The 15,634-nt window shown below is 31.5% G+C and carries 16 protein-coding genes and 2 tRNA genes; 9 read left to right on the top strand and 9 right to left on the bottom strand.

The window, feature by feature from the left end:
- Window positions 1-161: 161 nt before the first annotated feature.
- Entirely contained in the window at window positions 162-743 is a 582-nt protein-coding gene (locus KM029_RS17085; protein ID WP_144074396.1) for an outer membrane beta-barrel protein, read from the top strand.
- Between the two features lie 61 nt (window positions 744-804).
- Here the strand turns inward: KM029_RS17085 and KM029_RS17080 are convergent, their stop codons facing one another.
- The 3 genes from KM029_RS17080 to KM029_RS17070 all read right to left on the bottom strand — a co-directional run bounded on the left by KM029_RS17080 (window position 805) and on the right by KM029_RS17070 (window position 3,504).
- Window positions 805-1,512, bottom strand: coding sequence for a DUF6089 family protein (locus KM029_RS17080; RefSeq protein WP_144074395.1), 708 nt, complete (start codon window positions 1,510-1,512; stop codon window positions 805-807).
- 100 nt (window positions 1,513-1,612) lie between these two features.
- Window positions 1,613-2,383 (bottom strand): DUF6089 family protein, encoded by a 771-nt coding sequence (locus KM029_RS17075; RefSeq protein ID WP_144074394.1) that lies wholly within the window; start codon window positions 2,381-2,383, stop codon window positions 1,613-1,615.
- Window positions 2,384-2,607: 224 nt separating this feature from the next.
- Complete coding sequence (locus tag KM029_RS17070) at window positions 2,608-3,504, bottom strand: SDR family oxidoreductase (protein WP_144074393.1); 897 nt, start codon at window positions 3,502-3,504, stop codon at window positions 2,608-2,610.
- 134 nt (window positions 3,505-3,638) lie between these two features.
- On the opposite strand from KM029_RS17070, the gene KM029_RS17065 reads away from it, so the two are divergent.
- Both KM029_RS17065 and recR read left to right on the top strand, forming a co-directional pair.
- Window positions 3,639-3,929: an ATP-dependent Clp protease adaptor ClpS gene (locus tag KM029_RS17065; RefSeq protein ID WP_144074392.1), complete on the top strand. Its 291-nt coding sequence runs from the start codon at window positions 3,639-3,641 to the stop codon at window positions 3,927-3,929.
- An 18-nt stretch (window positions 3,930-3,947) separates the two neighbouring features.
- Window positions 3,948-4,559, top strand: a complete 612-nt coding sequence (gene recR, locus KM029_RS17060) for a recombination mediator RecR (RefSeq protein WP_144074391.1) — start codon at window positions 3,948-3,950, stop codon at window positions 4,557-4,559.
- A 53-nt stretch (window positions 4,560-4,612) separates the two neighbouring features.
- Here recR and tatC read toward each other — a convergent pair whose 3' ends face one another.
- Window positions 4,613-5,443 carry a twin-arginine translocase subunit TatC gene (tatC, locus tag KM029_RS17055; RefSeq protein ID WP_144074390.1) on the bottom strand — a complete coding sequence of 277 codons (831 nt, stop codon included), beginning with the start codon at window positions 5,441-5,443 and terminating at the stop codon, window positions 4,613-4,615.
- Between the two features lie 198 nt (window positions 5,444-5,641).
- Here tatC and KM029_RS17050 point away from each other — a divergent pair, with 198 nt between their 5' ends.
- Entirely contained in the window at window positions 5,642-6,916 is a 1,275-nt protein-coding gene (locus KM029_RS17050; protein ID WP_184679438.1) for an N-acetylmuramoyl-L-alanine amidase, read from the top strand.
- 1 nt (window position 6,917) lies between these two features.
- On the opposite strand, the gene KM029_RS17045 is transcribed toward KM029_RS17050, so the two are convergent.
- Together KM029_RS17045 and KM029_RS17040 are read right to left on the bottom strand one after the other, a co-directional pair.
- On the bottom strand, window positions 6,918-7,418 hold the full coding sequence (locus KM029_RS17045) for a YciE/YciF ferroxidase family protein (protein WP_144074388.1): 501 nt from the start codon (window positions 7,416-7,418) through the stop codon (window positions 6,918-6,920).
- A gap of 185 nt (window positions 7,419-7,603) precedes the next feature.
- Window positions 7,604-8,215 carry a DUF4251 domain-containing protein gene (locus KM029_RS17040; RefSeq protein ID WP_144074387.1) on the bottom strand — a complete coding sequence of 204 codons (612 nt, stop codon included), beginning with the start codon at window positions 8,213-8,215 and terminating at the stop codon, window positions 7,604-7,606.
- 91 nt (window positions 8,216-8,306) lie between these two features.
- Here KM029_RS17040 and KM029_RS17035 point away from each other — a divergent pair, with 91 nt between their 5' ends.
- From KM029_RS17035 to cas6, 4 genes are all read left to right on the top strand, one after another.
- Window positions 8,307-8,813 (top strand): metallophosphoesterase family protein, encoded by a 507-nt coding sequence (locus tag KM029_RS17035; RefSeq protein WP_144074386.1) that lies wholly within the window; start codon window positions 8,307-8,309, stop codon window positions 8,811-8,813.
- 297 nt (window positions 8,814-9,110) lie between these two features.
- Window positions 9,111-10,235 (top strand): chromate efflux transporter, encoded by a 1,125-nt coding sequence (chrA, locus tag KM029_RS17030; RefSeq protein WP_144074385.1) that lies wholly within the window; start codon window positions 9,111-9,113, stop codon window positions 10,233-10,235.
- A 93-nt stretch (window positions 10,236-10,328) separates the two neighbouring features.
- A complete protein-coding gene (gene asnB, locus KM029_RS17025) occupies window positions 10,329-12,230 on the top strand; it encodes an asparagine synthase (glutamine-hydrolyzing) (protein ID WP_144074384.1) in 1,902 nt (633 codons plus the stop codon).
- A gap of 244 nt (window positions 12,231-12,474) precedes the next feature.
- Window positions 12,475-13,197: a CRISPR-associated endoribonuclease Cas6 gene (gene cas6 / locus KM029_RS17020; RefSeq protein WP_144074383.1), complete on the top strand. Its 723-nt coding sequence runs from the start codon at window positions 12,475-12,477 to the stop codon at window positions 13,195-13,197.
- Here the strand turns inward: cas6 and KM029_RS17015 are convergent.
- Complete coding sequence (locus KM029_RS17015) at window positions 13,184-14,374, bottom strand: site-2 protease family protein (protein WP_240050313.1); 1,191 nt, start codon at window positions 14,372-14,374, stop codon at window positions 13,184-13,186. The two genes, cas6 and KM029_RS17015, sit on opposite strands and share 14 nt — an antisense overlap.
- A gap of 69 nt (window positions 14,375-14,443) precedes the next feature.
- Between KM029_RS17015 and KM029_RS17010 the strand changes: the two genes are divergently transcribed.
- Window positions 14,444-15,385 carry an RluA family pseudouridine synthase gene (locus tag KM029_RS17010; RefSeq protein WP_144074382.1) on the top strand — a complete coding sequence of 314 codons (942 nt, stop codon included), beginning with the start codon at window positions 14,444-14,446 and terminating at the stop codon, window positions 15,383-15,385.
- Between the two features lie 40 nt (window positions 15,386-15,425).
- Here the strand turns inward: KM029_RS17010 and KM029_RS17005 are convergent.
- Together KM029_RS17005 and KM029_RS17000 are read right to left on the bottom strand one after the other, a co-directional pair.
- Window positions 15,426-15,502 (bottom strand) — tRNA-Asp (locus KM029_RS17005).
- A 37-nt stretch (window positions 15,503-15,539) separates the two neighbouring features.
- Window positions 15,540-15,616, bottom strand: a tRNA-Asp gene (locus KM029_RS17000).
- Between the last annotated feature and the right edge of the window lie 18 nt (window positions 15,617-15,634).

Below are 15,634 nucleotides of genomic sequence, written 5' to 3'. Positions count from 1 at the left end.
TTGGTTAAATTTTTGTGTCTAACGAACTGCAAGTTAAATTGTAGTATATAGGTATCAAAAATTATCTTGATAGATTATAATTTAACGTACTGATATTGACATACATTTAATCTTAGTTGTCTAATTTATAGAATACAACTATTTTTTATTTAAAAACAATCATGAAAAAAATCTTAACTCTTTTAATCGGTCTATTTTTAATTGGTGCTACTGCAAATGCACAAGATGGCTTATTTAGCCTTGGTGTAAAAGGTGGTATTGGTGCATCTAGTTACGACTTAAGCGGTCCTGTAACAGGATGGACAACAGAAGGAACTGCATCATGGCACGTAGGTGGTATGTTTAGAACAAACATTCCTGTATTACCAATTTATGCTCAAATTGAAGCTTTATACTCAAGAGTTGGAGGTACTATCTCATACCAAGGTATATCAGATGATGCATATATTAACAGATTTGACGTTCCAGTCTTGGTAGGTCTAAAATTTGGTCTATTAGGTATTAGTGCTCGTGCATTTGGTGGTGCTGTTGCTCAATCAAACTTCCCAGAAGATGCAGGAGATTTAGAGTATGAAAGCTTCACTTGGGGATGGCAAGCAGGTATAGGTGCTGATATCAAGAAATTAACTGTTGATGTTAAATATGAAAGTGGTTCAGATTTGATTACTCAACAAACTGGTGCTCCTTCAATTAAATCTACTCAATGGATCTTAAGTGTTGGTTATTTTTTCGGAGGCAACTAAAATACTAATCAAGTATAAAAAACAAAAGCCATTCAATTTTAAAATTGAATGGCTTTTGTTTTTATTGATATCTAGGTGTTTTGGGACAATTTACTCGTATTAGGTGATAACTTAAAGTAACACCTAAAAAGTAGTAATTGTCTCTCCAAGATTCATCAACAAACAAACCTGCAACACTTTCAGTACTCTTATATACTCCATCCGTTTTATCAGTCCATAATGGCTTAGTTATACTGAACTCCATACCTATATCTAAATAAGTGCTTATTCTCTTCTTAAACCCCATTCCAACAGGCATTGTTACTGCTATTGCCGTGTCGCTATACGACGCTCCTGTAGCTGGGTTTGATACTTTATTTAAGAATGTCCCAACTCCTAATTGTAAAAAGAAATAAGGTGTAAAACTATCTTTATGTCGTTTATCTTCTCGAAACTGCAAGAAATTATATTCAAAACCAGTTGCTGCATTTATCATATGAATCTCTGTTTTATATTCAGGGAGGTTATCTTGAATTCTACCCACACCTTGATACCAACCATAATCAATATCAGTTCTCCAAAGTAAATACGACTTCATTTTATATTTAGCAAAAAGCTTTGCTCCAACTCGATAATCTACTGGGTTAGGAAATGTAGATAAATCTCCTGCATATCCTGTAACACCTAAAGCACCACCATAAACCCAATATTTACTTTGTGCGTTAGTTTTATTTAATGTGCAAAAAAATAGTATTGAAAATACTGCTGCAACTGAAAAAAAATGCTTCATTATACTTTATTTATTATGAGTACAAAAGTATTCAATTTATCAGTACAAAAAAGTCCGAACAGTGTACTGCACGGACTTTTAAGTATTAAAAACTTTATCGTTAACGGAATTTAGGCATTTTAATAGTACCTCCCAATATGTAATTAAGAGAAAAACCTAATGTCATAAAAGCATCATTTAACTGACTAGATGTACTCCCGTTAATTTCATTATTAATACCATCTACCATATCACTACCTGCATAATTTACAGTTGCTTCAAAAGCAATATCAAGATGCGTTGATAATTTATATCTTACTCCAAGAGCAACAGGAATTACATATGTAACTTCTGTATTTTTTTGTTCTCCAGAAATTATTTCTCCTTGGTAATTAGGGTCAGGTTTTTGTGAAACTGTAGATGCCACAAACATCCCTCCTATTCCAAGACCAATATATGGGATCGGAATTTTAGGTCTTCTATAATACACACCTGCATTGGGGAATAAATCAATAATTCCCATCACATTAATCTGAGTGGCATAAGTAAAGAATTCTAAACCTCTATCTGCATTACGTCCTGCATCTGCATCACTTCCTGAGAAAAAGTTGTTATTTAAAGATACTCTTCCCGAAATCCTCGGTAAATATCTTCTTTGAACAAATCCACCAAACTGTACTAATGTGTTAGACCAATCAATACTACCTTTATTAGGTGTTGGTGATAAGTCTCCCATAAAGTTTGAAGAGGTTATCATTCCACCGAAACTCCAATATTTCTTTTTTGATGTGAATCGTGCTCTTCCTCTAACTCCTTGTGCAGAAACTTCAGAAAAAGCGAAAAACATTAAGACTAAAAATAAAACAGCTTGAAATGAAGTCTTTATTTTCATTATAAAATTTTTTTATAAGTAGACTCAAATTGTTAGTAGGAGTCAAAAAATGTCATTTTAAAGAGTAATTACAATTACCTATTATACTCATACACGTATTATGCCAAATTCATGAAAATCATGTACATAATTAATGAATAGAAATAGTTGATATCACTTTTGAGTAAAACAATACAAGCCCAAATATATCAATTTTACAATAGAATATTAACATTATTAAAGAATTATTTCACTACTTCTTCTAAACCTTTGTTAAATGAGATTGGTTCATATCCGAGTATATTTTTTGATTTACTAATGTTAAACCCTGTCTTCAATGGTCTCTTACCATTTTCTTTGAATGTATTTGCTGTAACTTCAGTTATTAAATTTGTAGGTAAATTAAGTTCTTTAGCTACTTTTAATGCTATCGTATATGGAGTTAAATAATCTTTACCAGAAATATGGTAAATACCTTCTGCTTCTTGATCTAAAATTAAAAAACACCCTTGTGCTAAATCTTTAACATAAGTAGGGGTTCTATACTGATCGTTGACTACTTTTATCGAATTTCCTTTCTTAAGATTATTTTTCACCCATAACATTATATTAGTTCTACTCATATCTTTTACTTGACCATATACAAGACAAGTTCTGACAATAGCTGTTTTGAAAGGCCAACTTTGCATTACTAGATCTTCTGCTAACAATTTTGTTTGTCCATAAAAATTAGGAGGATCTCTTCTATCTTCTTCTGTTAGCATCCCCTTTTCCCCTGAAAAAACAAAATCTGTTGAAACAAAGATAAATTGTTTTAAAGCATTTGATTTCCCTGCGTTTAATAAAAAATTGGTCGCACTAACATTTTGTAAAATCGCATTGTTATTATCATTTTCACAATCTTCTACTTTTGAAATAGCAGCAGCATGAATAATTATATCTGGTTGTATTGATGTAATAACTCGATCTACTTCACTTTTTTTAGATACATCCAAAGAAATATAATTGTACCCTTTTTCCAATAAACGGTCCTTCCCTCTTCCAGAAGCGAACACTTCAATATTTTTTTTTGTTAATAACAATTTGGTAAGGTGTTGACCTAAAAGCCCATTTGCACCAGTTATAAGTACTTTACGTCTCATTTTTTTGTGTTTTATTAATTTTATTTTGCACTATTAACGTAAACTAAATCAATAGTTCTTATGTTATATAGTGTGTGATTAGTTAAATATAATCATGATCGTTATTTTTGTGTATTCAAATCTTATACTTTCGTATGTTAAAATTTGCAACTCAACCAGATATAGACGTTCAAGTACTTGAGGAAACTGAAGTAGACTCTGAACTTAATAGGGAACTAGTAGTGTTCAATGATGATGTCAATACATTTGATCATGTAATTGATGCTCTCATTCAAGTTTGTGAACACACTACGCATCAAGCTGAACAGTGTACATGGATTATCCATTACAATGGAAAATGTGCTGTTAAAAATGGTACTTTTGATGAACTTGCTCCTATGCGTAATTCAATGTCAGACAGAGGTATATCTTCTGAAATACTATAAATTAAAATTACATTTTCTGTGTTAAACCTTCCTTCAAAATCTTTAGAGCAAGCTGTTGCTCAGCTTTCTAAATTACCTGGTATCGGTAATAAATCAGCTTTACGCCTTGCATTGCATATTTTGAAGGAAGATGAACTGTATGCAAAAGATTTAGCTACTTCTATAGCTGCATTGCGTTTAAATGTAAAGTATTGCAAAAAATGCCACAATATTTCTGATGAGGAATTATGTGGTATTTGTAAGAACCCAGTTAGGGATATCAACACACTTTGTGTTGTAGAAAATATGTCTGATGTTTTAGCTATTGAATCTACAGGTGCATATAAGGGAATTTACCATGTTCTTAATGGAGTGATATCTCCTTTACAAGGTATAACACCTATGGATCTGACCATTGAACATCTAATTGATAGAATTCACTCCGAAGATATCAATGAAGTTATTTTTGCCTTAAACGCTAGTTTAGATGGCGATACTACAGCATTCTTTATCCGTCAGCAACTTAATGATATACCTGAGATAAAAGTAACTAATATTGCCAGAGGTATACCTGTTGGTGGTGCTTTAGAATACGCTGATGAATTAACCCTAGGTCGTTCAATTTCTGAAAGAACAGACCTTACCCAATAAATTAATTGGGATAAAAAAAACTGAGTCACCTTACAGTAACTCAGTCTTCAATATTATAATTTTCTTAATTCTTTTTTAGCTTTTTTCTGCTTTCCTCTCAATACACTTGCAGAGATATAAATACTAATCTCATAAAGTAAAAGAATAGGTCCTGCAATTAATAATTGCGTTATAGGATCCGGAGGTGTAATAATAGCGGCAACTATCAGAATAATAACAATAGCATGCTTTCTATATTGTTTCATGCTTTCTGGAGTAACAATATCAGATTTTGATAAGAAGTATACCACCATTGGTAACTGAAACATTACTCCACCAGAGAGAACAATCATTGCTAAAGTTGATATATAAGAGGTAATATCAAACTCATTTAACACTGATTCATCTATTTGATAATTCGATAAGAAATTAATTGCTAAAGGAGATACAATAAAATATGAAAATAAAATACCAGTAATAAAAAGTAGGCTTACAAAAAATGTTGCTCCTGTAGTCACACTTTGCTCAGTATCATATAAACCTGGTTTTACAAAACGCCAAATCTCCCAAAAAGTATACGGGAAAGCAAAGATTAATCCAATCACAACAGACGACATAATATGCATTGCAAATTGCCCAGTCATTGTTCTACTCTGTATAGTAAAAGGTAGGCTTTCTATACATAATGCATCAGTATGCATATATTTAGATAGTTCACAAAGCCACTGATATGTAGGAAAATCAAGTCTTGAAGGACCTAATATTATCACATTGAAAACATATGATTTAGCGATAAAGGCGATGATTGAAAAAATAAAAATTGACGCAACCCCTCTCATTACATGCCATCTTAGTTCTTCTAGATGATCTAAGAAGGACATTTCTTGCTCATTACTATCTGCCATTTGTTTGTTTAATATCTGTCTTTTTAATTCCGCCTAAAGTTCGACATTTTGATCGAAATCGCATAATTAATATAAGAACTATATAAGAATACTTGTAAATAAGAATCACATCACGCAATTTCGTAGGATAGATTTTACAGAGGACTTATAAATATGACTTTCCCTAAACATATATTACGATTATTATATCCACTTTTAATGCTTTTAATATTGATAAATATATCTGTAGTAAAGGCACAAAGTGATTCTTTTAAGCAATACAGTTTCGATAGAAATGTAGTTATTGTAATTGACCCTGGTCATGGAGGTGAAGATGTAGGTAAACCTAGAAGTAAAAAATCTTTTAAGCATGAATCTGACTTAAATCTTGATATAGCTTTTAGGCTAGGTGGATATCTTGAAGAGCGTGTAAAAAATGTTACAGTAAAATACACAAGAAAAACCGATAGAACCATTTCCTTAACAGATAGGGTTAACTATGCCAATAAAATTAAAGCCGACTATTTTATCAGTATACATTGTAATGCTTTAAGCAATAGGAATTACCACGGAACACAAGTGCATATTCAAAGTGAGAAGTTTCCAACCTCATTTGGTTTAGCAAAAGAAATAGATAAAGAATTTATCCGCGCTGGTAGAAAAAGTAGAGGCATTAAAGATCGAAATGATAGAGGACACAATCTTCAGGTATTACAGTATACAGAAATGCCTGGAGCTTTGATAGAATGTGGTTTTATGAGTAACCCTACTGAAGAACAATATCTTAATTCTGGTAAAGGACAAACTTATATAGCTTCTGCATTATTTAGAGCTATTAGAAATTTTGAAAACAAACGTCCAAGGCCAAAACTTGATGTTCGATATCCATATTATCGAGTACAAATTGGAGCAACTCCAAATTGGAAAGATATTTCTGCAAAAAAATATCAAAACCTAAATATGGCAATAGATACTTTAAAAGAAGGGAAAGTATATTCTTTATTAGTAGGTCGTGAATATATCAAGAAAAATGCTGATGTTCTTGCTAAAAAAATTAAGAAAAAAGGATTTAAAGATGCTTACGTCAGAACATTTAATAAACCAGTAATTAAAGAATCAGTACCGAAACCAAAAGTATCTACGACAAAAAAAGAGATAACTAAAGCTGCAAACACTACCACAGATTCATCTCGAATGAATTCTCAAAATGATTCTCTTCATTTTTACAGAATTCAAATTATGTCTAGCGAGGTAGAAATCGACCTCACAAAACGTGAGTTTACTAATCTTGGCTTTCCTGTTTATTTATTTTATGATAAGGAAACCAAAAATTCATACAAATATCAAGTACTTGTAGGTAAAACTTATTCTAAGGTTGAGGCAGAAAAAATAAAAGCAATTGTACGAAAAAAAGGTTTCCCTGATGCGTTTATTGTAACAGTTTTAGAACGCGAAAAGAGAAACCCTGAAGCAGAATATATTCCTAAGAAATAAGCTAAAGCATATAGACTGCTTCTTTCTCAATAATAGAATGAATTGTTTCATCTAATAATATATCTAAATCTCGTTCATTTTTAAGCATTTGTTCTAATGCTTCTATAATGGTTTCATCATGAACTTGATGTGCATACATTAGTATTAGGTGATACCCAGACAAGTCATTTGAATGTAATTGCTTTACTGCAGATAGTATTGCCATATCAGTAACTACAGGATTAATTGATCTTTCAATTATCTTTTCCATTTCTGTAATTACACCTAAACTACATTCACAAATATCACCAACTCCATTTTCTTGTAATTCAGAAAACAGATTATCAAGTGATGTTAAATGCTTTTGGGCGTGATTTTCACAATTTTCTAAAACACGTTTTAAGTGTATAGAATGTACTTTAGTTTTTAGTTGTTGTAAGACTTCTACTTGTTGCGTTTCAGAATCATAACGATCCTTGATTTGATGAATAAACAGGTGTCTTAAATCTTCGATAAGTTTCATAACATTGTTATTTAGATGTAACTATAATTATCATAACACACATATTTACAACACTTTACAAATATACAAGTGTAGTTTATACACACCAAATTCATCAATTAATTAGTTACTTTCAATGATAATAATCACTAAAAACAACTTATAAAAAAGAGTGTAACTTCTATCACACTCCTCTTATTTCTATTTTAAAAAACTTTCATGCCTTCATAAATTCTAGATTGGTTCATATGCTTTATTACACCTCTAAAATTCAATTCTATATTTTCTGTCTGAGACTTTACTTTTACATTAGCATAATTCCCTTCACCATCTAATGAAAAGCTCATACTCACCATCATAGCTGGTCCCATAGCGTTAAACTTTACAGTAACTCTACCGTTTTCTAACTTTTCGACTTTATAATCAGATATTTTTCCTTCCATCGTAATGCCTCCAACTCCATTATATCCGACTATTCCTTCAAAGCCAAGTTGAAATATCGCTCTATCATCTACAATTTTGACAAAATTTATAGTACTATTTACATTTTCAACATTTCCATATCTATCATATGCTTGAGTTGCTTCTAAAACAAATAATTGACTATCTATCCCTACTACAGCACTTTCATGATTCATTTTTTCTAATTGTTGAGTTAACAATTTACGTTGTTGCTTTTCTTTTAATCTTTGTTGTTTCCTCTGAATTCTTAATTCAGACTTTGTCAACTCTTTTGTTTTTACTGTATCTTGAGCAAATAAATTTACTGAACTGAAAAGAATGATGAATGCGAATAAATATTTTAATATATGTTTCATGATCTTATAAGTTTGGTATTAAATTGATCTACAACAATTTGAACGATTGAATAGTTTTCAATGATTCAAATATTTCAAATCATTAACAACAATGGCTTTAATAGGTATTATTTCTGATACTCACGGATATATAGACGATAGAATTACAGCGCATCTTTCTGATTGTGACGAAATATGGCATGCTGGTGATATAGGTAAAGAAGAAGTAACAAATACACTAAAACATCTAGCTCCTTTAAGAGCTGTTTATGGGAATATTGATGGCGGGAAAATAAGAGCAGAGTTTCCAGAAGAGCAAATATTTACTATTAATGGAGTATCAATCTATATGATTCATATTGGGGGGTACCCTCCTAGGTATACAGCAAAATTAAAAAAACGTCTTGATGAATTAAAACCTAGAATTTTTATTTGTGGTCATTCTCACATTTTAAAAGTTATTCCAGATCAGAATAGAAATTTAATACATATTAATCCTGGAGCAGCAGGTAAACATGGTTTTCATAAAATGAGAACTTTAATAAAGTTAACTATAGAAGATGGAAAGCCTAAAGATTTAAAAGTGATCGAACTTGGCGAAAGAGCTTCTATTAAATAATATTACCATTTAAAAAACAATGATATCAATCAACTAAAAAATCATTATATCTCACCTGTGTATGTGTTCAAAATACGCTTAATTTGTTCTTGAAAGTTATGAGATGAGATAATGCTAGCAAACTGAAAAAATTTATAAAAAAATTATCAGTTTCTAAAAGCGTGACACAGACAGGCATCGGGCGATTTAAGTGCTCGGTGCCTGTTTTTTTTAATGTCCTATTTTTTTTCAAAAAGACCACAATTTAATTCATTTTCAGGTAGATATTTGCACTACTTAAATTATCAAATAAATAAAATGAATAACTTTCCCCGCATTGCAGAAGTATTTTTTGTGATGTTTAAATTAGGTTGCTTAGCATTTGGTGGACCTGCAGCTCATATTGCTATGCTTGAAGAAGAAGTTGTCCAAAAAAGAAAATGGATGACAAGAGATCACTTTCTAGATCTAGTTGGTGCTACAAATCTAATACCCGGTCCTAATTCTACAGAAATGACTATGCATTGTGGTCATGAAAGAGCTGGTTTTATTGGGCTAATTGTTGGTGGCATTTCTTTTATATTTCCAGCTGTTGTACTAACAGGAATTTTAGGGTGGGCATATGTTACTTATGGTGATTTGCCAAATATAGCTCCTTTCATTTACGGTATAAAACCAGCTGTATTAGCTATTATAGCTTCAGCAATTTATAAATTAGGAAAAAAAGCTCTTAAAAGTATTGAATTAGGAGTCTTAGGAATACTTACAATTTTGCTAAGTATTTTAGGATTTAATGAAATTACTGCTCTTTTAGTTACTGGGCTTTTAGGTGTTTTGTATTTCTCTTTTAAAAATTCATCACAATCATCTAAAAAAGCCTTTCTCCCTTTATTGATTACAAATTCTTTATCTATTTCTTCCCTAACATCAAGTACTATATTTTTAACTTTCTTAAAAGTGGGTGCTGTATTATATGGAAGTGGCTATGTATTATTTGCGTATTTAGATGCTGAATTCGTAGCAACAGGTATTCTAACTAGAGGAGAATTAATGGATGCAATTGCAATTGGCCAATTTACACCAGGTCCTGTTTTATCGACAGTTACTTTTGTAGGCTATCAATTGGACGGTATTAGTGGTGCTCTTTTAGCTACTTTAGGTATATTTTTACCATCATTTATATTAGTTGTTTTACTAAACCCTATCATACCAAAGCTCAGGAATTCTAAAATAGTAGGCTATTTTCTAGATAGTGTTAATATCGCATCGGTAGCAATTATGATTATAGTCCTTTTTCAAATGGGAGTAGATATTGCTTCTAGCTGGCAAGGTATTATAATTGCAATATTAAGTTGCATTGCTACATTTGGTTTAAAAAAATCGAATCCAATGTGGATTGTTTTAGGAGGAAGTTTAGGAGGTTATTTACTCCACCTTGTTTAATAGTAAAATCAAAATCTTTTTTTGTAAATTCGTTACTTTAATAGATATCTTCTATTGATTTTTTTTAAATAAAAAGAGCAGTCAAAATCTAATATGTGCGGAATTACAGGGTTATTTGCTTTCAATGAAATTGGAAGAATGCAAGCAATTCATCTTCAAAGAGCAAATGATAAAATTACTCATAGAGGACCAAATGCTTCCGGTATTTTTAATAGTCATTTTGTACATCTTGGACATAGAAGATTGTCAATTATTGATCTTAGTGAAGGAGCAAATCAACCAATGAATGATATCTCTGATAGATATACCATTGTTTTTAACGGTGAGATTTATAATTTTCTTGACATCAAAAAGCAACTTTCTGTAAAGGGTGTAAAATTCACAACCTCCTCTGATACAGAAGTTTTATTATACGCTTATATACATTACGGTAAAAAATGTGTTGAACTGTTTAATGGTTTCTTTGCATTTGCAATTTATGATAATCAAGAAGATAGCTTATTTATTGCTAGAGACAGAATGGGTATTAAGCCTTTACTTTATGCTGTAGATGAAGATAAGATTGTATTTGCTAGTGAAATGTCAGCGCTATTAGAATTTGGAATCGATAAAAAAGTTGACCCTACATCTATATATCAATTATTACAGCTTACTTATATACCTACTCCTAATTCTATTTTTAAAGGAATAAAGAAGTTACCTCAAGGGCACTGCATGTTTATAAAGAATAAGAAAGTGGACATTTCTCCTTATTATTCTCTTAAAGAAGCCACCTCTACCCCTTTAACTATTAGTTATGATGAGGCTAAAAAACAATTAGTCGAGATTTTAGATCAATCTATTCATGACAGAATGATTGCAGATGTACCTCTAGGGGCATTTCTTAGTGGAGGAATTGATTCTTCTGCTATTGTGGCTTTAGCTTCTAGACATACTGATCAATTACAAACTTTTTCTATTGGGTATAAAAATGAGCCATTATTTGATGAAACTCATTATGCAGAATTAGTAGCTAAAAAATATAAAACAAATCACACTGCATTTCAATTAACTCCAGACGACTTCTATCAACATTTATTCGAAATGTTAGATAATTATGGAGAACCTTTTGCTGATGCCTCTGCAATTGCTGTAAATATACTTTGTAAAGAGACCAAGAAAAATGTTACCATTGCACTATCAGGCGATGGGGCAGATGAAATGTTTGCGGGGTATAATAAACATTATGGCGAATGGAAATCTAGACAAGGTGGTTTACTTCCTTCTTTAGTCAAAAATCTAACACCATTATTAAAAAAATTACCACAAAGTAGAAACTCATCAATTGGAAATAAAATTAGACAAGCTGTAAAGTTTGGTGATGGTTTATCACTTAGCCCTAAAGAAAGATATTGGTTCCAATGTTGTTGGAGAGATACAAATTCTACAGATCAAATTCTTAATAATTCTTTTAGAGAGAATATTAATTCAACTGAATTCTTAAATAGAAAAAATGCAATAACCGCTGCTATTGATGGAAAAGGAATTAATGATGTTCTATATGCAGACCTTAACGGACTCTTGGTTAACGATATGCTTTTTAAAGTTGATTCGATGTCTATGTTAAACAGTTTAGAAGTTAGAGTTCCCTTTTTAGATCATAGAGTTGTTGAATTCGCTATGCGACTTCCAACATCTTATAAAATAAATGAGAACATGAAAAAACGTGTTCTTCAAGATGCATTTAAACCACTACTACCTGAAGAACTTTATAAACGTCCAAAACATGGTTTTGAAGTTCCGTTAATGAACGGTTATAAAACTGTACTTAGACCTTGGATAAATGAACTTTTAGACAAAGATTTTGTTATTGAACAGGGAGTCTTTAATGTTGAATATACAGAAGCATTAAAGCAATTAATCTTCAATTCATCCAATTATGATCAGAATCAAGTATGGTCTATTTTAACATTGCAACATTGGTGGAAAAAATATAAACCAATGCTTAATCATTAAAAAAAATCCTTTTTATTAAAAAAAATTACTTTAATTCGATTATATTATTGATATTAAGTAAAATGAATGAAATATGTCATTTTGAGTGTATCATACTCTCATAAAATTTTTTAATCTATTAGGATTTTATCCTATTTGAAGTTACCAACTACAAATTTTTTAGAAGGTGCGCATTAGAATAATCTTCAATCTCCGCAATAAGGGTGCAATATTACCCTTTCATCATCAGAAACTTGTTCAAAACATGCTTAAAATAGTATGTGCTGACAATGACGTTTTTGATAAAGCTAGTTTTACTTTTTCTGGACTTAAAGGACAGACAAAAGTTGGCCGTGAAGGTCTCCATTATTTTTCAAAAAAAGCTACAATAGTTTTAACCAGTCCAAACAAAGAATTTATAGATAAAATTGTTAAAGGATTATTTCAAGAATCACATATTCTGCTCGGTAACCTCATGCTACAAGCAGATTATGTTGAAGAAGAAGAAGTTCCTGAATTCAAAGAAGCTATGAAATTCCTTTGCATCTCTCCAATCGTACCATTTCATATGATTGAAGGTTTAAACAATAAAATGTTTGTAAACCCTTTGAGTGATGATTTTTCTGACATGTTGTACGATTCAACAATGTTTAGAATGGAAAAATCTGGTAAATATACTCCAGAGCAAATCTCTTCATTTTTCCGTTTCCAAGTAATTCCAGATCAAGAGTATTTGGCTAGAATTAATAGAATGGACAAGAAATTTGCTCGTATATATTCTGTAATAAAGAATGGAGAAATCCAAGAAGCTCGTGGTTACACTTTACCTTTTGAAGTAATGGCTGCACCTGAGGTTCAAGAATTTATTTATCATAATGGATTTGGGGAGTTAACTACTCACGGCTTTGGAATGTTAGATATTCCAAATTTCAACCCTAAAAAGACTCCTTATGAATTATCGAAAGATGCTAACATTACTCAAGAATAAAAGGAGTAGGCGTAAAGCATAATATGAAAACAATTAAAGTGATGATACCGATGATTTTTCTCTTGGTGTCAACACTTTTTTTGTATAAAGCTGGTGGGTGATGTAAACCTAAAACTTTAGACAATAGAAACCCAAAAAACAACCACCCCTGATACCCAACTATACCATCTGTGAAAGTAGAAAAAACAAACTGAAGTGTAAATATTGACATAGCATATAATGCAACTGACACCTTATTCTCAAATAAATTCATTGATACAAAGAATAAGTAAGCTACATACAATGGTGCATAAGTAATTAGTACATCTGAAGAATCATAGGCTGAAAATAATCCTAAACCTCCCCAAAAAAGAAAAGCCGCAAAAGTAAATGGTAATAATCTATTAAACCACTTTGTTCCTATAATACTATACAAGGCATGCCCTCCATCTAACTGTCCAAATGGTAATAAATTTAATGCTGTAAAAAAACAGGCTAGGTATCCTGCAAATAGAAATGGATAATGCATCATTTCATGTCCATTAGGAACCAATGATGGATCTGGAGCTACAAAGTGTTTAAAAAACTCAAATAATAAATTAGAACCTAAGCTCAAGCTCTCTCCCATTGGTAAATTTTCGTAAGCATATTTTGCATAATCTAATCCCCACTTTTGATATTCAGGATGAATTTGATAAATATATTCAGGAGGAGGTAAATGTGTAAACCCATATGCAAGTACAAACAAAGCAGCTATAAAACCCGCTAACGGACCAGAAACTCCAATATCAAAAAACTGAGTTCGAGTTTTTATAACACTCTTTATTTTTATAAAAGCCCCAAATGAGCCTATTGATGGACCAAAACTAAAAAGCCATACCGGAATGTAATAAGGAAGTGTAACCTTTAATTTATAATATTTAGCAGTAAAATAATGTCCAAATTCATGAACCGTTAAAATTCCTAAGAAAGGTAGAGAATAAGATAAAGAACCAATCCATTCCTTAGGTGTTAATTCATTCATTAAAACAGATTTCCCATATATCCATTCTGCTCCCGCAAAGGTAGTTGCACAAACTGTCAACAAAAAAAGTAGTAGGTGTTTCCACCAAACCATTCCAACTGTTTTTTTCTTAAGTGGTTGTGCTTCTATTTGAACATCTGATTCTGATTGATAAGAATCTTTAATTTCTTTCATATATCTTTTCTTAAAATAAGTTTTGCAAGTTAGCTTTGTATTGCTGATCGAACAATAAAAATTTTTATAATGATAGAAAAGAAACATCTTCACGAGGAATTCATAATACCAAAAGGAGGTAAAAGTACTCGTCTAGATCATTTCCTATCTTTACAACTTCCACAAAAAAGCCGAAACCTTATTCAAAAACAGATTAAGAGTTCAATGGTTTTGGTAAATGATAAAAAAACAAAATCTAGTTACATTATTAAGTCAGATGATAAAATTCAATGGTTCGAACTCTATCACAAAAGAATTGAATTAGTTGCCTATAATTATCCTCTTAAAATTCTATTAGAAGAAAATGAATTTATTGTAATAAATAAACCTTCAGGTATGCCTATGCACCCTGGACTTGGTTATTACGACACAACACTACAGAATGCATTAAAGTATCATTACATGATCTCTAAGCAACCTAATGCCCTTATTAAAGATTCTATTGTTCAACGTCTAGATAAAGATACTAGCGGGGTTTTAGTAATGGCCAAAACTGAAGCTGCTAGAGAATTATTATCACAGCAATTTCAAAACATGAAACCCTATAGAACTTATTATGCATTAGTTTGGGGTAAGCTAAAAATAAAAAAAGGAACTATTGATGAGTTTATAGGACGTAATCCTTTAAACGAAAGAAGTATTGAAGTCTCAAAAGATCAATCTTTTGGTAAAAAAGCAATAACACACTATAAAGTAATAAAAGAGTTTAGTAACTATTCTTTAGTTGAATGTAGACTTGAAACAGGACGAACACACCAAATTCGCGTACATATGCACTTTATAGGTCATCCACTAGTAGGTGATAAACGTTACGAAATTCCATATCTCATAAATGATATCGCACTTCAGAATTCAATTGGAAGGCACTGTTTACATGCAAAAACTTTACACTTTCTATCACCAAAAGATGGAAATACTATTTTAAAATTTGATTCTGAATTACCAATCGAGATTTCTAATCTCTTAAAATAAAAAAAGACAAGCCCGATATCGAACTTGTCTTTGAATTGGTTGGCGGAACAGACGGGACTCGAACCCGCGACCCCCTGCGTGACAGGCAGGTATTCTAACCAACTGAACTACTGCTCCAGTCATCTAGTTTTGAAAGTCTTGATGAAAGACTTGTTGGCGGAACAGACGGGACTCGAACCCGCGACCCCCTGCGTGACAGGCAGGTATTCTAACCAACTGAACTACTGCTCCAGTCATCTAGTTTTTGAA

The organism is Flammeovirga kamogawensis (assembly GCF_018736065.1).
Classification (GTDB): Bacteria; Bacteroidota; Bacteroidia; order Cytophagales; family Flammeovirgaceae; genus Flammeovirga; species Flammeovirga kamogawensis.
This window is presented reverse-complemented; position numbering and strand designations above follow the sequence as displayed.